Annotated in this window: 14 protein-coding genes; 8 read left to right on the forward strand and 6 right to left on the reverse strand. The window is 55.5% G+C overall.

Going from position 1 to position 19524, the window contains the following annotated elements:
- Positions 1-67: 67 nt before the first annotated feature.
- The gene (locus MKY58_RS05145; protein WP_339323728.1) at positions 68-2074 is read right to left on the reverse strand and encodes a methyl-accepting chemotaxis protein; all 2007 of its coding nucleotides are present in this window, start codon (positions 2072-2074) and stop codon (positions 68-70) included.
- A gap of 157 nt (positions 2075-2231) precedes the next feature.
- Complete coding sequence (locus MKY58_RS05150) at positions 2232-3413, reverse strand: PatB family C-S lyase (RefSeq protein ID WP_339323729.1); 1182 nt, start codon at positions 3411-3413, stop codon at positions 2232-2234.
- Positions 3414-3555: 142 nt separating this feature from the next.
- Here MKY58_RS05150 and MKY58_RS05155 point away from each other — a divergent pair, with 142 nt between their 5' ends.
- The gene (locus MKY58_RS05155) at positions 3556-4188 is read left to right on the forward strand and encodes a TraX family protein (protein ID WP_339323730.1); all 633 of its coding nucleotides are present in this window, start codon (positions 3556-3558) and stop codon (positions 4186-4188) included.
- Here MKY58_RS05155 and MKY58_RS05160 read toward each other — a convergent pair.
- A complete protein-coding gene (locus MKY58_RS05160) occupies positions 4146-4568 on the reverse strand; it encodes a hypothetical protein (protein ID WP_339323731.1) in 423 nt (140 codons plus the stop codon). The two genes, MKY58_RS05155 and MKY58_RS05160, sit on opposite strands and share 43 nt — an antisense overlap.
- A 167-nt stretch (positions 4569-4735) precedes the next feature.
- Between MKY58_RS05160 and MKY58_RS05165 the strand changes: the two genes are divergently transcribed.
- Complete coding sequence (locus MKY58_RS05165) at positions 4736-6088, forward strand: N-acyl-D-glucosamine 2-epimerase (RefSeq protein ID WP_339323732.1); 1353 nt, start codon at positions 4736-4738, stop codon at positions 6086-6088.
- A 79-nt stretch (positions 6089-6167) separates the two neighbouring features.
- Here MKY58_RS05165 and MKY58_RS05170 read toward each other — a convergent pair whose 3' ends face one another.
- Complete coding sequence (locus MKY58_RS05170) at positions 6168-6911, reverse strand: SDR family NAD(P)-dependent oxidoreductase (protein WP_212948252.1); 744 nt, start codon at positions 6909-6911, stop codon at positions 6168-6170.
- 238 nt (positions 6912-7149) lie between these two features.
- On the opposite strand from MKY58_RS05170, the gene MKY58_RS05175 reads away from it, so the two are divergent.
- The 6 genes from MKY58_RS05175 to MKY58_RS05200 all read left to right on the forward strand — a co-directional run bounded on the left by MKY58_RS05175 (position 7150) and on the right by MKY58_RS05200 (position 15571).
- On the forward strand, positions 7150-8811 hold the full coding sequence (locus MKY58_RS05175; RefSeq protein ID WP_339323733.1) for an extracellular solute-binding protein: 1662 nt from the start codon (positions 7150-7152) through the stop codon (positions 8809-8811).
- Positions 8812-8931: 120 nt separating this feature from the next.
- A complete protein-coding gene (locus MKY58_RS05180) occupies positions 8932-9837 on the forward strand; it encodes an ABC transporter permease subunit (RefSeq protein WP_339323734.1) in 906 nt (301 codons plus the stop codon).
- 21 nt (positions 9838-9858) lie between these two features.
- Positions 9859-10737, forward strand: coding sequence for a carbohydrate ABC transporter permease (locus tag MKY58_RS05185; RefSeq protein WP_339323735.1), 879 nt, complete (start codon positions 9859-9861; stop codon positions 10735-10737).
- A gap of 37 nt (positions 10738-10774) precedes the next feature.
- A complete protein-coding gene (locus MKY58_RS05190) occupies positions 10775-12505 on the forward strand; it encodes a histidine kinase (protein ID WP_339323736.1) in 1731 nt (576 codons plus the stop codon).
- Positions 12506-12518: 13 nt separating this feature from the next.
- Positions 12519-14189: a response regulator gene (locus MKY58_RS05195; protein ID WP_339323737.1), complete on the forward strand. Its 1671-nt coding sequence runs from the start codon at positions 12519-12521 to the stop codon at positions 14187-14189.
- A gap of 83 nt (positions 14190-14272) precedes the next feature.
- On the forward strand, positions 14273-15571 hold the full coding sequence (locus MKY58_RS05200; RefSeq protein WP_339323738.1) for a Gfo/Idh/MocA family oxidoreductase: 1299 nt from the start codon (positions 14273-14275) through the stop codon (positions 15569-15571).
- Between the two features lie 209 nt (positions 15572-15780).
- Here the strand turns inward: MKY58_RS05200 and MKY58_RS05205 are convergent, their stop codons facing one another.
- Both MKY58_RS05205 and fdhF read right to left on the reverse strand, forming a co-directional pair.
- The gene (locus MKY58_RS05205; RefSeq protein ID WP_036710951.1) at positions 15781-16254 is read right to left on the reverse strand and encodes a DUF1641 domain-containing protein; all 474 of its coding nucleotides are present in this window, start codon (positions 16252-16254) and stop codon (positions 15781-15783) included.
- 17 nt (positions 16255-16271) lie between these two features.
- Positions 16272-19208 carry a formate dehydrogenase subunit alpha gene (gene fdhF / locus MKY58_RS05210; RefSeq protein ID WP_339323739.1) on the reverse strand — a complete coding sequence of 979 codons (2937 nt, stop codon included), beginning with the start codon at positions 19206-19208 and terminating at the stop codon, positions 16272-16274.
- Between the last annotated feature and the right edge of the window lie 316 nt (positions 19209-19524).

Below are 19524 nucleotides of genomic sequence, written 5' to 3' on the forward strand. Positions count from 1 at the left end.
TCGTGGCCCCAATAGATGAAAAGGCCGCCTTTTCAAGCTGACGCAGCTTGAAAGGCGGCCTTTTTTCTTATTCGTCCAGCTTGAAGCGGTCGATCATGGCCTGCATGTCCGTCGCCATTCGGGCGAGGCCCGCCGCGGAGGAGCTGATTTCCTCCATGGACGCGAGCTGTTCCTGGCTCGCCGCGGAGACCTGCTCCAGCGAGGAGACGGTTTGGCGGGAGATGCCGGCAACCTCGTGGACCGCAGCCGAAATTTGCTGGCTGCTGGCCGACATCTGTTCCGTGATGGCCGAGATGTCCTGCACCTGGTCCGAGATCCGTTTGGCGGAGCGCTCGATGTTCACGAACGCTTCGAGCGCTTCCGCGGTGACGTCGAGCCCATGGCTGACGTCGGCTTGCACCTTGTTTTTCATGACGTCGAAGGCGCTCGAGATCAGATCGGTCATCTTGACGATCGTTTGCTGGATTTCGTCGGCCGTGATGCTGGACTGATCGGCCAGCTTGCGAACCTCATCGGCGACGACTGCAAACCCCCGGCCATGTTCGCCGGCGCGGGCCGCTTCGATGGCCGCATTCAGCGACAGCAGGTTCGTTTGCTTGGAGATTTCGGCAATGGCGGTGCTCATCGCGGCGATGCTCGCGCTGTGGTTATGCAGCTGATCCATCAACGCCGCGGATTCCACCGTGGATTGGCGGATCGTATCCATCTGGGCGCTGACCTGGCGGATTTTTTGGCTGCCGGCCTCGACGTCTTCTTCCGTGCGGCCGGACGAATCCACGATCGCTCCTGCCGACTCGGCGATTTTCTGGATTCCGCGCGTCATTTCTTCCAGCGTACGGGCGCTTTCTTCGGTGGCCAGAGCCTGGGTTGCGGCGCCCTCGGACGATTCGGAGATGAGGCGGGAAACCGATTCGACCGACTGCGCATTCATTTCGGTGCTGGCGGTCAGCTCTTCGCTGGACGCCGCCAGCTGGCTGGAGGTGTTGCCCATGTCCATGACCATGCTGCGGAGGGAAGCGACCATGCCGTTATAATTTTCGGCGAGCGTTCCGATTTCATCCGTGCGTTTGGTGATGACCCGCTCGTTCAGATGTCCGTTGCTGACCCGGATGGCCGAGCGGTTGAGCTGCTCGATCGGTTTGGTCACGCCGCGGATGATGAAGAACAGGATGACAAGAATAGCGGCAACGGAAATAACGAGCACGCCAACGGAAGTGTACAGGATCGGGCGCGTCGCGTCGGCGTATTCGCTGTCGGGAAGGATGCCCACGATTTTGAAGGAGGTCGTTCCGTTGGTTGTGAAATACCCCTGCTGCGGCACATGGGTGTCAGGGTTGGTATAGTGGACGAAGCCTTCCTTCCGGCTGTGCATGATCGCCAGCTGCGGGCCGGTCGCTACATCGCCGATTTTTTTGGTCGGATGGGCCATCATGCGGTCGTTGCGGTCCATGATGTACAGGTATCCCTTGTTGCCAAGGTGAAGGTTATTGACGACCTTATCCATCTCCTTCATGCTGAAGTCGACCGTGATCGCCCCTTCTCCATCAGGCAGCATTTTGGAAATGGAAAGCACGTAATTGCCGGTCGTGTACGAGATGGACGGATCGGCGACCATCGCCTGATTCGGATATTGTTTGGCGAGCTTGTACCACTCGCGGGTGCGCGGATCGTAGTCGTTCTGCTTGCCGGGATCCGGCGCTTTCATCCAGGCTCCCCGGTCATTGCCGACCGAGACCAATTCAACCTCTGGGTGTTGGGATTTGTAGTCGTTGATCAGTTTCCGGACCTTGATCGAGTTCACGCTGATGTCCTCGGACGTGATTTGGCCTGCGAGCATTTTTACGTTGGATACCTGCATTTGAATCATGCTGTCCACAAGGTTGTCCAGCAGCGTGACGCTGGATTTCGTCGTTTCCTCCATTTTGTCCTGCAGCTCCGTTTTCGCGCTGTTCACGGAAAATAACGCCACGAAAATGTTGGGAATGATGACCATGAGACTGACAATGATCATGAGTCTGGTGCGCAGTCTTTTGATCTTAAGGAGGCGCAAAACCGCGTTGAGTTGTTTTTTCAAAAAGATTCCCCCAAAAATATATGTATGTTGTGGTCCCTTGAAGAGTTCACCTCCTATATTTCGACAAAAACAGTGCGAATTTTCATAGCGCAAATAAAAAAAGAGAATTCGGTCATGACCGAATTCTCCAACGCCCCTTTGATCAGGCAGGACTCTTCTATTGCAATTGCCGCCATTCCTTCATCGCCGCGTTCAGCCGTTCCATCGCTTCGGCGACGGTCGCTTTCGGGCAAGCGACGTTCATGCGCATGAATCCTTCCCCGCCTTGGCCAAAAGCTCCGCCGTTGTTCAGAGCCAGCTTCGCTTTGGCCAGCAGGAAAGCGGATAGCTCGTCCTGATCCATGCCGAGAGCCCGGAAATCGAGCCATAGCAGATAGGTCGCTTCCGGTTTCCGTACCTTAATTTCCGGCATATGCGTTTCGATGTAGTTTATCACATAATCCATGTTTTGCTGCAGGTAAACCAAAACCTCGTCCAGCCATCCGCGTCCCCCGGTGTAGGCCGCTTGCGCTGCCGTGCTGCCGAGGGCGCTGATCGATCCCACATGGTAAAGCCGGAGCGCGCTTTGTAAGGCGCTGCGGATGTCCGGATCCGGAATGATGATGTTGGACGTGTTCAATCCGGCAATGTTAAAGGTTTTGCTTGGCGACGTACAGATGATGGATCTCTTTTTGGCGTCTTCGGAGATCAGGGCGAGCGGCGTATGGGCTTTCGCTTCGAATACCAGGTCCGCATGGATCTCGTCGGAGACGATCAGCACGTCATGGCGCACGCAAAGCGTCACCAACGCTTCCAGCTCTTCGCGCGTCCATACCCGTCCGACCGGATTGTGGGGGCTGCACAAAATGAGCATTTTGATTTGCCCGCCTTGCAAAATCTCTTCCAGGCCCTTCAAATCCATGGAATAATGGCCGTTTTCGGATCGGAGCGGGTTGACGACCAGCTCGCGTCCATGCTCTTCCACGACGCTGTGAAACGGAGGGTAAACGGGCGGCTGAATCACCACTTTGTCTCCCGGAGCGGTAAAGGCCTGGACCGCAAAGCTTAACGCAGGCACGACGCCCGGGCAAAAGACGATCCAATCGGTGTCGATTTCCCAGCCATGGCGCTCTTTCATCCATCCGGCCACGGCCCCTTTATATTCGTCCGTTTGCATGGTATAACCGAATACCCCATGCTCGACGCGCTCCTTAAGCGCGGAGATGACGGATGGCGGGGATTCGAAATCCATGTCCGCCACCCACATCGGCAGCGCGTCCGCCGTACCGAAAATATGTTTCATGCCGTCCCACTTTTCGCAGCCGGTCATGTGTCGCGATATCGGTTTGTCAAAATTCAAAATATTGCCCTCCTCGGAGATAAGTAGAAGAAAATAAAACGTTCATGCCTATATTATATCAGAGGGGAACTTGGAGAAGGAGCCGCAGCCGAGTAAAATAAGCTTAGATTAAAACTTTGTCCGGCAAGGGAGAGGAGTCGTCTTGCAGCTGATTGCCATGCTGACCATGCTCATGGATCATATCGGCATCGTATTTTTCGAAGACCGGCTTTGGCTGCGGATGGTCGGCCGGGCGGCATTTCCGATTTATGCCTACGCCCTCGTTCAAGGGCATCGCTATACGAATTCGCCATCCCGATATTTGGTCAGGCTGTTCGCGCTGGCCTTATTGTCGCAAGTGCCTTACCAGCTGGCCTTGAATCCGGGAGGGATGAACGTCGTCGCTACCCTGTTCATGGCTGCGGCCGTGATGCAGGCGCTTGACCGTACGTCCCGGGTTTGGGCGAAGGTTGGCATCGTGCTTGGCGCCGGGGCGGTCATGCAGCTTTTTCCGTTTGATTACGGTTGTTACGGGCTGCTTCTTGTCTTGTCCTTCCGCTATTTTGCATCCGAACGCCTTCTTTTTATCCATTTGCTGCTGAATTTGGTTTATATGCTCGTTTACGGGCTCGGCGGCATGCTGCAGATGCTGAGCATCGTGCCGACGCTGGTTCTCGTCTATGGGCCGGCCGCATGGAAGAGGCTTGAGGAATTCCGGGTGCGCAAATGGGTGTGGCGTTCCTTTTATCCCCTTCATTTGCTGACGCTAGCCGTCTTGGAAGGGGCCGCATGGTAACCGACCGGAAAAATGCCTTCGATTTTATTCAGCGGGAAAAGAATCCGGGAAGGAAACTTCCCTTTGGCCTGTACTTCGACAAAATCGGTCCCGATTTGCACCAGGCGGATGCTGGAGAAGGCTTTCCCCGTTTTGAAGGTCGTCCTAAGGCCGACCCGGACGGTCCGGGCAGCGGGTTTAACGTCGAAAACCCGGATCGACTGCAGGCTTAGCGGGACGAACAATTCGCCCGAAACCTGGATGAAATTTCTTTTGAAGACGCGCTGCAATCTTCCGGGCTCAAGCCCCAAACCTTCGCCGTTGATTTCCGCCAGATGGCCCGTCAATTGGGCAAGCCGCTGCTGGAGCGTGATGTTTTTCCTCCGTTTGAGTATCGACAAGGAGATCCCCTCCGTTTCGTGTTTGTTCTATTGTATGAGCTCCTTTTTGGGCGGGTGCGGGGTGAAGAGGCTCCCGGAGAAAAAAGACGAAGGGTGAAATTTTCCATTTCCGGCAATGCTACTACGGGAAGGCGCAGCAAGCGAAGCCGGGAGGGAAGGAGAACAACGTGAAAAAGGATTCCGAGAACGTGAAACTTTGGGCTTTGGAAGGCCCCAGCATTCAAATCGACCCGACGTTTCCGTATTATCAGAACCGTTCCAGAGACAGCGTCGCCGAGGAAATCGAGCTTGCCGGTTACCGGACGGTCCATTATTTCGTCGTGAAGGAAACGGCGGTCGACGGCGAATTGATCGATTGCCTGCACCGGCGGGGCATCGCCGTCTGGGCGCTTGTGATCGGCAACGGGACGTTTTCGACCGCAGATTTGCCTCCGGAATGGCCGTCCTGGAAAATGGGGCTGATGAAGGAGTTAAGCGACGGGTTCGTACGGTTTTCCCCGTTTTCGAAAGCGTACGTGCAGTGGAAAAAAGAAGCCGTGGCGCGGATGCTCCGCGACTATCCGTTTGACGGCATCGAAGTCGCGGAGCCGTATTTCCCCGAATGGGACGGCCTCCGCCGCGGGGTCTACGGGGACATCGGGCCTGCGGCTCAGCAGGCTTTCAAAGAAAAATACGGTTTTGACGTTCCCGAGTTCGCGAACAGGTTCGCGGCCAATTATTATAAAAAAACGCCGGACATTTACGCCAAATGGATCGATTTCCGCGTGGACGCCGTCAATGCACTCATCGATGAAATCATTAACGGCCGCGGCGGGGCGCGGGATTCCCGTCCCGATGCGCTGGTTGCCACCTGGTCGCTTGCCGTGGACGGCGGAGCCGTCTCCACGTTAAGGCTGAAGGAGTGGCAGGGGCTCGACGCCATTTCCATGATCGGCAAGGTCAAACCGGACCTGCACATGCTGCAGACGCATTGGCCGGATTGGATGAAACGCGGGCTTAAAGCGGAATACGTCCGGTCGTACGAAAGTTTTGCCGCGCCGATCCGCGCCGCGTATCCCGAGCTTCCGCTCGGCATCCAGGCGGATGTCGGCTCCAGGGCCAATATGGTCAAAAGCCGGGAGTGGCTGAACGCGTTCCAAAACACGGTCTACGATCTGGGATATCATACCTGGACGGCCTATGAATATCATTTGGGCGGGTACATTTACGAGGAGCCTCCAGAGCCTCTGACGGCGGTCGTCCATGGCGCCGCGGACGTGACCGTATCCTTCAACAAACGGCTCGATCCCGAATCCACCGGCGTCATCGTGCTGGATGAACACGAAGGGCAATGGGGCGAGATCCAGCCCGCGGAGAGCCATGTCGACGGGAACAGGCTGCGGCTGCGATTTCCCCGGCTGCCCGAGCGGCGGCCTTTTCAGATCGAGTTGCGGCAGGTAAAGGATACGCCGTCGCTGTGGCACGTCAAAGGCAAACGGCCGAACGAAACGCCGCCGGGGACCCGAATCCTCGTCAAATGAAACGAAAACGCTTGGCGCCATGAATCCTGAACATGAAAAAAGCGCCGGGAATCGACAGATTCCCGGCGCTTTTATTCGTTTATTGGGCGGTATATCCGCCGTCCACCAGCAGGCTGGCGCCCGTTACGAACGAGGCGTCGTCGCTGGCAAGGAACAGGACTGCTTTGGCCACCTCTTCCGGCGTTCCGAGACGGCCGATCGGATGCAAATCGACCAGCTTCTGCTTCTCCTCCGGCGGCAGCACTTTAAGCAGCGGCGTTTCGATATAGCCGGGGCATACCGCGTTGACGCGGATGCCTCTGGAGGCATATTGGATGCCGAGGGTTTGGGTCAGCATGACCACGCCGCCTTTCGACGAGCCGTAGGCGGTAACCCCGGCTTTCGCGGCATGGCCGTGTATGGAGGCGGTGTTGACGATCGCGCCGCCGGTTCCCTGCTTCAGCATTTGAATGAGAGCATATTTGTCGGAGAGAAACACGCCCGTCAAATTGACGTCGATCGTCTTCTGCCACTTTTCCAGCGAGAGCCGGTCGGCGGGATCGTCATTGGCGACGCCCGCATTCGCGAACATGATGTCCAGCTTGCCGAAGGCGTGCACCGTGTGCTCGATGAGCTCCTGGATCTGGTCTTCCTTCGTGACGTCGACCTTGAAGAAGATGGCCTGATGGCCGTCGTCCCGCAGCCGCTTGGCATGTTCTTCCCCCGCTTCGGAAAAATCGGCGATCACGACGCTGGCGCCTTCCTCCGCGAACAATCTCGACGTCGCCTGGCCGATCCCGCTGGCGCCGCCGGTAACAATGGCCGATTTGCCGGATAATTTCATACGCTAAACGCTCCTTTGCAGACATGGATATCAATATTTTTCTTCCCTTATCATGGCCTGCTTTTGAAATAATATCCTGCCGGAGCCCTCCGGCCAGCAACAGTTGTATACGGAAGTAAAGACCGGTATATAGCCCCTGCCCGGCGGCGCTACCTATAATAAGGATAGAAACAATCATGAAAGGCATCATCAAGGGATTTCAACAGAATCGGTAATTCCAAACATGGGAGGGTCATTTGTGCAAAAAATACGTAAAATCGGGCTGGCGCTGACGCTGATCCTGAGCCTGGGCGTCACGGCCTGCAGCAGCAAAACGGCGGATACCGGATCGGCGGAGCCAAAAGCGGCCGAGCAGCCGGCTTCCGGAAAGGAAGGCGGAGTCATCGAAATTTCGACCGTGCGCGCGCAAGACCCGTATCTGAAGTTTGACGAAGGGGAGAATTTCGACAAAAACGCCGTGTACGACGCGTATGAAAAAGACATCGGCGTCCGCATCAAAAACCAATGGGTCGTCGACGGCACCGTGGACGGGCCGCAGTTCCAGGAAAAGCTGAAGATGGCCATCACCACCAACGACATTCCCGATTTCTTCCCTGCCACTCCGGCCCAAGTGCAGCAGCTCATCGAAGCGGACATGATTCAGGATCTGACGAGCGTATACGATCAATACGCCAGCGATGAGACGAAAGAGTTCATGCAAAAGGACGGCGGGCTGCAGATGAAGTCCGGCACGTTCGACGGCAAGCTGATGGCGATCCCGCAGACGGGCAACCCGTTTGCTCCGCAGCTCGTATGGGTGCGTTCGGACTGGCTCAAGAAGCTGAACCTGCCTGAACCGAAGACGATGCAGGATTTGATGAACATCATGGAAGCTTTCGCGACCAAAGATCCGGGCGGAACGGGAAAATCCTACGGCATCGCCTTGAACAAAAAATTCGACGAGGGCGCGCTGGGACTGGTCGGTTTCCTGAACGGCTACCATGCGTATTTGAACCAATGGATCGACGACGGAAACGGCGGATTAAAATACAGCGACATTCAGCCCGAGATGAAGGAAGCGCTGCGCGGCCTGCAGGACATGTTCAAAAAAGGCCTGATCGATCCGGAATTCGCCGTCAAGGACATGCAAAAGGAGTCCGAACTGATTTTCAGCAACAAAATCGGCGTGCTGTACGGCGCGGAATGGACGCCGGCCCATCTGGCCCAAGGCGCCGTTAAGGACGGCAAAGTAGTCCAGGAATGGAGCGTGTACCGCCTGCCTTCCATTGACGGCACGGAAGCTTCCACGCAAATCGAGCTTGGCACGAACAGCTATTACGTCGTATCCAAAAAGGCCAAACATCCGGAAGCGCTGATCAAGCTGCTGAACCAATGGATCGCGGTCGACAACCATCCGACCCCCGAGCAGAAGGTTTACGAATACGGCAAAGACCTGAAAGAAAAAGGCAACAACTATTGGCTGTTGAGCCCGGTCATGGCGTTCAATCTGTCGAGCGACAACGGCGACGTGCTGCCGAAAGCAATCGAAACGAAGGATGCCAGCCTGCCGAAAACGAAGGACCAAAAAACGCGCTTCGAGCGCGCGATGAAATACGTCAACGGCGAAGACATCAGCATGTGGTGGGAATATCTGATCTCCGGACCTAAAGGGGCGGTATCCAACATTCCTTACCTCAAGGAACATAACCTCTTCCATCAGAACAAGTTCTACGGCGCGCCGACGCCGACGATGGTGGAAAAACGGGAAATTTTGAACCGCAAGCGCGACGAAATTTTCTTGAAAATCATCATGAACCAGGTATCGATTGACGAATTCGACAAGTTCGTCGAAGAGTGGAAGAAGCTTGGCGGCGACGACATCACGAAAGAAGTCAACGAATGGTACGCGAAAAACAAGTAATCGGTTTGGAAGCTTGAAGGTGTAAATCAATTCGACAACGACGACGGTAAGATCATTCGCGGGGAATCGGAAATCGATTCCCCCCTTTTTCTAATTCGACTTGAAGCAGGTGACGCATGTATGAATCAACTCGCACGCAGATGGAAACGCGAATGGCCGCTGCATTTCATGGTGGTTCCCGCATTGATTTTCCTTGTCCTATTCAGTTACATCCCGATGGCCGGCGTCCTGATGGCCTTTCAGAAATACATCCCGACCAAAGGCCTGTTCGGCTCTCCGATGGTGGGCTTGAAGCACTTTAAATATTTGCTGGATTATCCGGACATCGGCCGCATCGTGTTTAATACCTTGTACATTGCGACGATGAAAATCATCGCGGGGCTTGTCGTGCCGATCACGATCGCGATTTTGCTGAACGAGCTGCGCCAGGAATGGATGAAACGCACGTTCCAAACGATGGTCTATTTACCGCATTTTTTGTCCTGGGTACTGCTGAGCGGAATCATCATCGACGTGTTGTCCCCGTCGACGGGCATTATCAATCAAATTTTGGGGCTGTTCGGCGCCAAACCGATTTTTTTCCTCGGGGACAACAAATGGTTTCCTTACGTGATGGTCATTACCGATGTGTGGAAGGAATTCGGCTTCGGCACGATTATTTACCTGGCGGCGCTGACGAACATCAATCCGTCGCTTTACGAAGCAGCCGAAATCGACGGGGCCGGCCGCTGGAAGCAGACCTTGAACGTCACGCTCCCCGGCATGATGCCGATCATCGTGTTGATGCTGACGCTGAATATCGGCAACGTGCTGAACGCCGGGTTCGATCAAATTTTCAACCTGTACAGCCCGCAAGTGTACGAAAGCGGGGACGTCATCGACACCTTCGTTTACCGGATGGGCATTGAGCAGGCGCAATACGGATTCGCGACGGCCGTCGGACTGCTCAAATCCGTCGTGTCCTTCATTTTGATTTCGGTATCGTACGTCATGGCCTATCGCTTCGCCAATTACCGCATTTTTTAGAAAAGGAGAACAGTCATACTTATGAAGAAGTCATTTGGAAGACGGCTGTTTCTGGGCTGCAATCTCGTATTTCTGACGCTAGTGTCGTTAATGTGTCTCATGCCGATACTTCATATTTTATCGATTTCGTTCAGCTCCGGTTCTGCCGCATCGGCCGGCAAGGTGCTTCTCTGGCCCGTGGAATTCACGCCGGCGGCTTACCAGAACGTATTCGGCAAACCCGAGTACCTGCGGGCGTTTTGGGTTACGATTCAGCGGGTCGTGCTCGGCACGGCGATCAGCATGTTCCTGACCATTCTGACGGCGTATCCGCTCTCCAAAGAAACGCATCAATTCGGGATGCGCACCTTTTACGCCTGGATTTTCGTGTTTACGATCCTGTTCAACGGCGGATTGATTCCGTGGTACATGACGATCAAAGCCGTGGGCCTCATCGATTCGATCTGGGCGCTGGTGCTGCCGGGCGCGGTGCAGGTGTTCAATATCATTTTGCTGCTGAACTTCTACCGCAACCTGCCGAAGGAGCTGGAGGAATCGTCCCGAATCGACGGGGCGGGCCACTTCACGACGCTGTGGAAAATCTATGCGCCCTTGTCGCTCCCGGCGCTGGCGACGACCGGGTTGTTCACCATCGTGTGGCATTGGAACAGCTGGTTTGACGGCATGATTCTCATGAACCATCCCGACCATTATCCGCTGCAAACTTTTTTGCAATCGATTATCATCAAGATGGACCTTCGTTTCTTGAAATCGCAGGACATCGAGCTGATGCAGAAGCTGTCCGACCGGACGAGCAAGGCCGCGCAAATTTTCGTCGCCGCATTCCCGATCCTGGTCATCTATCCGGTGCTTCAAAGATTTTTCATTAAAGGAATTGTGATGGGGAGCGTCAAAGAATAATAGTTCCGGCAGAATCTCAACTAACGGGGGACGACCGATGAAGCTGTTATTCCGAATGAAAGATTCCTCGATTTTTATGAAAATGATGGCGGTGTTCCTGATCGTTCTGCTCCCCCTCATGATGATTACCTGGTTTATCAACGAGCGGGGGGCGAGCAGCATCCAGACGGAAATTTCCCGCTCCACCTTGAATACGGCCGGCTTTTACCTCGATTCGCTCGATAAAGAGGTTGAGCGCATCATGCAGTATTTGCCCAACTACGTCATGGACAACGATTTGATGGAGCTTGCGGCCATCGGGACGGACATGACGGATTACGAGCGCGCCCAAAGCATCACGCTGATCCAAAAGCGCCTCGACCTGATGAAAAACTCGAGCCCGTTCATTCGGGAATCCAAGGCCTACGTGCCGATGATCGGGCGCACGCTGCTCAGCGTGAAATACGAGACGGGGATCAATGAAGCGGAATACGCGGCGATGCAGCATGACGGGCCGTTTTACGACGATCCGTTCGTCTATTGGAACGACCGCTTGTTCCTCACGATGTCCTACCCTACGAATACGTTCCGGGATCCTTTATATATGGTGGGCATCGAATTATCCACGGGCAAAATCAAGGAGGCGCTGCAGCAAATCGCGGGTTCGCCCGGCGGCGAAAGCATGCTCCTGAACGTGGAGCGGGGCTGGGTGATCGGCAGCGACGAAAAACCCGAACTGCAGGATGCGCTCAAAGACTTTATTTTTCAGAAGCAGTCGAAAGGAACCAAGCAGGGTTATGAGATGGCCCGCTTCAACGACGGGCGTTACCTTACCGTTTTCAAATACTCCGACGTGTGGAAGTCCTATTCCGTCACCTGCATTCCCGAATCGGCGGTACTCGGACCGATCCAGACGTACAGACGATGGTTTTTATGGGCATGCGGCCTTGCGGTCGGGGTAGGGGCGTTTTTCTCCTATTCGCTTATCAAGCTGATGTACCGTCCGTTAATGAGGCTGATCCACGGTTTCAAACGGGTGCAAAAGCTGGAGCTTATCCCGCTGACCATCGATCGAAGGCGGGACGAATTCGGTTATTTGTACCAGGCCTTCAACGACACGGTCCATTCGCTGAAGACGCTGATCGAGCAAAATTACGAGCAGCAGATCCGGAACCAGCGCTCGGAGCTGAAGCGGCTGCAATCGCAGATCAATCCGCATTTTTTGTACAATTGTTTTTTTGTGCTGTGCAGGCTGATCAAGTCCGACAAAAAGGAGAAAGCTTACCAGTTTTGCCTCTATATCGGTGAATATTTCCAATTTATTACGAGAGATGACGAAGATATTATTCCGCTTGAGCTCGAGATCCAGCATTCGCGCACTTACGTCGACATGCAAACCGTTTGCTACGGCGATCGCATCCAGGTCCGTTTCGAAGCAGCGGCGCTTCCGCTGCGGGTTCCGCGCCTCATTCTCCAGCCGATTATCGAAAATGCCTATAAACATGGCATCGGCGGGATGGCGGGCAGAGGCGATCTCCGCGTTTTCAGCGAGCAGAGGAAAGACCGATTCACGATCTGCGTCGAGGATAACGGGAACAGCCTGGACGAGGAGAAGCTGGAACAATTGCGGATCCGATTGGCCCATGCCGGGGACCGCATGGATGAAACGACGGGGCTGATCAACGTGCATCGGCGAATTCAGCTTCATTACGGAAAGGAATACGGGCTTGAAGTATCACGATCTTCGCTGGGCGGACTGAAGGTGCTTATACATCTTGGCATGGAATAAGGAGGAATCGGTTATGCGTAGGCTTTTGATCGTAGACGATTTGCCGATCATCGTTGACGGTTTGCTGGAATTGTTCCAAACGACGGAGCATTTGGAGCTCGACGTGTTGAAAGCGTATTCGGGCGAAGAAGCGCTCCAGTTGATGCGGGAGGGGCCGGTCGACATCGTCATATCCGACATTAAAATGCCCGGACTGGAAGGCATCGAGCTGTTGCAGATCATTCAGGCCGATTGGCCTACCTGCAAGGTGATTTTCCTGACGGGATACAACGACTTTCATTATATCCGGAGTGCGATGGCTTATGGAGGATTCGATTATATCCTGAAGGTGGAAAGCGACGACAAGATTATCGCTTCCGTGGAACGGGCCCTCGAAAAGCTGGAGGAGGAGGGAAAACACCTTCGGATGCTGGAGCGGGCCAACAGGCGGATGCGCGAGGCGCTCCCCCTGCTTCAAAAAGAGTATATCTGGGACCTGCTTCAAGGCAAGCAGGAGACTCCCGAGGAGCTTGCGCGCCATTTCGAGGAGCTTGGCATTTTGCTTCGGGCGGACCGGCCCGTCCTGCTGCTGCTTGGAAGGGTGGATACGTGGAAGGAATCGTATACGCCCATGGACAAAGCGCTGCTCCTCTACGGCATTCAAAACATTGCGGAAGAATACGCCGGAGCCGGCATGACATGTTATTCCTGCGTTTACGAAAACTCCCGCATCATATGGCTGCTGCAGCCTTGGGAGGAGGAAGGCGCCGGGGAGCCGGATGCCTGGAAGGCGGGATACGGACATATCAGCGGGTTGCTGGACACCATTCAGCAGACCTGTCGGCGGCTGCTGAGCGTGTCGGTATCTTTTGCGATCAGCAGCGAGCCGACGGCGCTGCCTTCCATCTCGGAGCGCTTCCATTTGCTGAAATATTGTTTCGTCTACGGGCTTGGCCTATCCCCTTCCGTCATCGTCTCCGACGTGGATTTGCTGAAGATGCAGGAAGGCGAGGAAGGCAAAAACGATTACTGCCATCATGCCCGGCTGCAGCTGCTGCAGCGCTGCCTCGAAAACAAGCACCGGGAAGAGTTCAACAAGCTGTATCTTCATCTGACGTCGGTCTGGACCGACGATGCCCATGCCTATGGGCGCAAGATGGAGTTGTATCACTCGATGGCGGCGATGTTTCTGTCGATGATGGACCAGAATGAAGAGTTCAAGCAGGAAGCGTCAAAAACCCTGGACACGATGCTGCTCTACCGGAAGGATGAAGGCATCGCCTGGCCGGACGTCAAGCAGTATTTCTGGAATTTGGCCGACTGTTATTTTGCGAAGCAGGAGGACCAGGGCGAGGAAGTGCCAAGCGATCTGGTCAAACGGGTGCACCGTTACATCGAGGAGCATTTGGCGCGCGACATCTCGCTGATTGCGATCGCGGAGCATGTCGGGCTCAACCCTTCCTATCTTTCGCGGTTGTATAAGCAGCTGACGGGAATCGGCTTGTCCGACTATATCAACGAATACCGCAACCTGAAAGCCAAGGAATGGCTGCTGAACAGCACGATGAAAGTGGGCGAAATCGCCGGGGAGCTCGGCTACAATTCGGCTTTGGCGTTCATCCGCTTTTTCAAAAAGCAGAACCAGGCGACGCCCCAGGAATACCGGCTGCAGCGTCAGGCAAGGGAAGTCAACAATAGTATATGAATGTACGGAAATGTCTCTTTCGGGCCTTGCGCATGGTGGCGTACAATCAGGGCATTGCATCACCATAACGAGGAGGAACCCGCGTGAAGACATTAACAGCCGTATTGCTTGGAGCAGGGAGCCGGGGACGGTATATTTACGGGCCTTATGCCGAGAAACATCCGGAGGAATTAAAAATCGTCGCGGTCGCGGAGCCCCACGAGGAGCGCCGGCGGCGGATCGCGGAAATCCATGGTATCGCGCCCGAAAACGTCTATGCGTCATGGGAGCAGGCTTTCGCAAACGGGCGGATCGCCGACGTCATGATCATCAGCACGCTGGACCACCTGCATTTTGAGCCGGCGATGAAGGCGCTTGAACTGGGTTATCATATTTTGCTGGAGAAGCCGATGTCGCCCGTGCCTGAAGAATGCATCCGGATCGAGCAGGCGGCCATCGCCCGCAAGCGGGTGCTGACGGTCAGCCACGTGCTGCGCTATTCGCCGTTTTGGTCCGGCATCAAGCGCTGCATCGAAGCCGGGGAAATCGGCGCCGTCGCGACGATCCAGCATGCGGAATTCGTCGGCTACCGGCATATGACGCACAGCTACGTGCGCGGCAACTGGCGGAATTCGGCCGAAACGAGCCCGATGATTCTGGCCAAGTCCTGCCATGACCTGGACATCATTTCCTGGCTGATCGACCAGCCGTGCACCAGCGTCAGCTCCTTCGGATCGCTGCTGCATTTCCGCGAGGAGCATGCGCCCGCCGGTTCAACCGACCGGTGCACGGACGGCTGCCGGGTGGAAACGGAGTGCCCGTTCTCGGCGCTGAAGCTGTATAACCAGCCTCCGGAACATCCATGGGCACGGTACATTACGCATGACCTGTCCCCCGAAGGGATCATGAAGGCTTTAAAGGAGGGGCCGTTCGGGCGCTGCGTTTACCGCTGCGATAACAACGTCGTTGACCACCAGGTCGTCAACATGGAGTTCGCGGGCGGGGCCAACGCGACGTTTACGCTGTCGGGCTTTACCGAAAGGGAAGTGCGAAGCGTACGGATCATGGGCACGAAAGGCGAGATCTACGGCGACATGGAGGAAGGAACCTATACGCTCCGCCGCTTTGCCGACGGGGAGAAGATCGTATTCCATTGCGGCGTTACCGGTGACGGCCACGGCGGTGGAGACGAGCGGATGGTCGCGGATTTCCTTCGCCAGGTGCGGGAGCACGGGGACGGCTCCGGCGCGGCGCTCACTTCGGCTACGGCTTCGCTGCAGAGCCATTTGATCGCGTTTGCCGCGGAGGAATCGCGGCTTCACGAAGGGAAATCCGTCAAACTGGCGGAACTCGTTCAGCGGGCGACGGCCGGTTCCGATGAGATGTTAGGCCTTCCGTCATAAAATTTTAAGGAAACTTGAAGGTTATTTTCATCTAATTTTAAGAATCGGCTTCTATAATGAAGCCATACCCCTTTTATAAATATATTTCTTGTGCCCTGGAGTCCGCTGCTCCGGGGTATGTTTTTATATGCGCGGCAACAAAAAAAGAGCCTCCGATTCGGTCGAAGGCTCTTTACTCTATTTATTTTGCAAATCGATTCTAGCTCTGTCTAATCGCCAAGCTCCTTGCCCATCCCTTTGAGGAAGCGCAGGCCGAAGCCGATGGCGCGGTTGACGTCGGGATCCTTCAAGGCGCTCATCAGGGAAAATACGGTCACCTTTTTGTCCTGCGGCTTGCTTGCTTCCTCGAGCCCTTTGGCCACGCTGCCGAGCAGCTTGGAGGTCTGTTCCGGGTCGATCTGGGCCAACGCTCCGGCCGCCGCCATCCCGTTGTTGATCATGTTCGTCACTTCGGGGCGCTTCAATTGATGCAGGGCGATTTCGGCGACCTTGGCTTTCGCTTTCAGAAGCGCCTCGGCCGCTTCCAGCACGCCGCTGCCGTACAGCTCGCTGAGAACGTCGATCGCTTTGTCGATCGCCTGTTCATGCTCCGCCAGGGAGTCCTTGAGCTGGTCGAGAGACTGTTGTTTGACTTCTTCTTCGGTTAAAACTTTCTTTTTGATAAACGATATAGGTTCGGCCATGTTCGTTCCCCCTTCCTTTAGTCCACAAGAGAAACATAATCCGGACGGCTCCATTTGCGGTGCACTTCGACGCCGTTTTGCGGATGCCGCTTTTTGTTGCGCGGATTGTTGAGCGGCAGCGGGCTCGCGCCTTTGACGTTCAGGATTTGCATCCGGACTCTCGTCTGCTTGTAGGCAGGCGTATGCGTGCGGACGTCGACGGCACCGCCCGTCAGCAGGTTGACCGCCGTCTCATGGCTGGTGGAATGCATCGGAACGTACACTTCGTTGCGGTGCACGCGGTCCGTCACGAGGGCCTTCAGCTTGATCGCGCCGTACGGCGATTCAAGGCGCACGAGCGATCCGCTTTCGACGCCGCGTTCTGCGGCAAGCTCCGGCGAAATTTCCACGAACACCTCCGGCAGCTTCGCGTTGATGCCATGCGATTTGTTGGTCATGTTGCCTTCATGGAACTGCTCCAGCAGGCGGCCGTTGTTCAGCACGAGATCGTATTCGGCCGGGAATTCCACCGGCGGGATGTAATCGACCAGCGAGAAGCGCGCTTTTTTGTCCGGGAAATGGAATCCGTCGGTATACAGCAGCGGCGTATCTTCGCCGGTCGGCGAACCCCAGGTGAAGCTGCCCCAGCCTTCGAGCACCTCGTAGCTGGCTTTGGCGAAAAACGGCGTCAGGCTGGCCATTTCCGCGAAAATTTCGCTCGGATGGGTGTATCCCCAATCAAAGCCGAGGCGTTTGGCAATTTGCGTCGTGATCCACCAGTCCGGCTTGGAGTCGCCGAGCGGCTCGAGCGCCTGATACAAACGCTGGACTCGGCGTTCGGTATTCGTGAAGGTGCCGTCCTTCTCCAGGGAAGGGGTGGCAGGCAAAATGACATCGGCAAACTGCGCGGTTTGGGACAGGAACACGTCCTGCACGACAAAAAAGTCGAGTTTGCTGAGGAGATCCTGCACATGGTTGGCGTTCGAATCCACCCAAGCCATGTCCTCCCCGACCAGATACATCCCTTTCAGCTCGCCGCGCTCCACCGCGTCAAGCATCTGGATGTTGTCCATGCCCGGTTTCGGCGAAATTTTGACGCCGTACGCCTGCTCGAAACGTCCGCGGGCTTCGTCGTTCGATACATGCTGGTAGCCCGGCAGCCATGGAGGAAGCGTGCCCATGTCGCAGGCGCCCTGCACGTTGTTGTGTCCGCGAAGCGGGTACGCGCCGGCACCCGGACGCATGTAGTTGCCCGTCGCCAGCAGCAGGTTGGAAATCGCGGCGGACGTATGCGAACCGGCAACGTTTTGGGTAACGCCCATGCCCCAGCAGATCGCGGTTCCGTCGGCTTCATGGATCATGGTCGCGATCGAAATGAGCGTCTCTTTGGAAATGCCGGTTTCTTGTTCCGCGAATTCCAGCGTGAATTTCTCAAGCAGCTGCTTGTATTCGCCGAACTGATGGACATGCTGCTGCACGAAAGCTTCATCATGCCAGCCCTGGTCGATCATGTATTTCGTGACGGCGCTCAGCCAGACGAAATCCGTGCCTTGTTTCGGACGGATGAACAAATCGGAGCGTTCCGCCATTTCATGCTTGCGCAGATCGGCTACGATCAGCTTCTGGCCATGCAGCTTGTGGGCGCGTTTGATCCGCGTCGCCAGCACGGGATGGCCTTCCGCAGGCGCGCAGCCGATCAGGATGACCAGCCCGGCCGAAGCGATGTCTTTGATCGATCCGGCATCGCCGCCGATGCCGACGGTGGACATCAGGCCGTCCGAGGCGGGCGACTGGCAGTAGCGGGAGCAGTTGTCGATATTGTTCGTTTCGAACACCTGGCGCGCCAGCTTTTGAATGACGTAATTTTCCTCGTTCGTGATTTTGGAGGACGAGATGAAGCCGAGCGCATTGGAACCGTATTCTTTTTTGATCCCGCCGAGCCGTTCCGCAACGAGCGACAACGCTTCGTCCCAGGTCGCTTCCACGAACGCGTCCCCTTGGCGGATGAGCGGCGTCGTGATGCGCTCTTCGCTGTTGACGAAATCCCAGCCGAATTTGCCTTTGACGCAGGTCGAAATCGCGTTGACCGGCGCGTCGTGGGACGGCTGGATTTTCAGGATTTTGCGGCCTTTGGTCCACACTTCGAACGAGCAGCCGACGCCGCAGAACGTGCATACCGTTTTCGTTTTGCGCGTTCTCGTGTCGCGCATCGCGGCCTCGATTTCGGAGATGGCGAAAATGCCGCTGTATCCCGGTTCCACCTCTTTGACCAGATCGATCATCGGATCGAGGATCGGCTTGTCGATCGCGGTCATGAACCCGGCTTCGCCCAGCATCGATTTTTCCATCAAAGCGTTGCACGGGCAAATCGTGACGCATTGTCCGCAGCTGACGCAGGAGGAATCGTTGATGGATACGCCATCGTCCCATTTGACGCGCGGAATGTCCGCTTCCCAATCGATCGACAGCGTTTCGTTGACCTGAAGGCTTTGGCAGACCTCGACGCATTGTCCGCAGGCGATGCACTGGTTCGGGTCATACCGGTAAAACGGATGGGACATGTCGACCTCGGAAGGGTCGACCTTCGGCCGGTAAGGATATTTTTGATGCTCGATTTCCATCATTTCCGCCGTGTTGTGCAGCTTGCAGTTGCCGTTGTTGTTGTCGCACACCGTGCAGTACAGCAAATGGTTTTCGAGGATCCGGTCCATCGCTTCGGTTTGCGCTTCTTTCGCTCGTTGCGAGGAAAGCCGGACGTCCATGCCGTCCTCGGCTTTGGTCGAGCAGGCGCGTTTCAGCTGGCCGTTGATCTCGACGATGCACGTATCGCAGGTCTGGATCGGATCGACCTCGGGAACGTAACAGATTTGGGGATGCGACATGCCGGCCAGGTTAATGGCTTCGAGCACCGTCATTCCTTCTTTGACTTCGACCTGTTGTCCGTTCAAAGCAATGCTTACCGTTTGTTTGCTCACGAAAATAACCTCTCTTCCCAACATTTTTTCCTGGAGTTAACGGAAGACTTCGGGCGCTTGTATATGCATACAAAAACATGCAGAATTTTGTCTCAAAAGTTCCGCAAACAAAAAACTCCACTAAACCCGGTCCGCTAGTTCTGGTGCGGCAGGTTGTAGTGGAGTAACCGATTAGCAATGGCCTACTAAACTGATCATTCCGTTATGAAATTAACATGCAATGAAAAAACTCACGTCTCGCCATGATTATACTACTTCCGCCCGAAAAAACAAGGTTGAAATATTCTGTACAATGTCCCTAAGATTTAGTATAGTG

Source organism: Paenibacillus sp. FSL W8-0194, assembly GCF_037969745.1.
GTDB classification, from domain to species: domain Bacteria; phylum Bacillota; class Bacilli; order Paenibacillales; family Paenibacillaceae; genus Paenibacillus_AQ; species Paenibacillus_AQ cookii.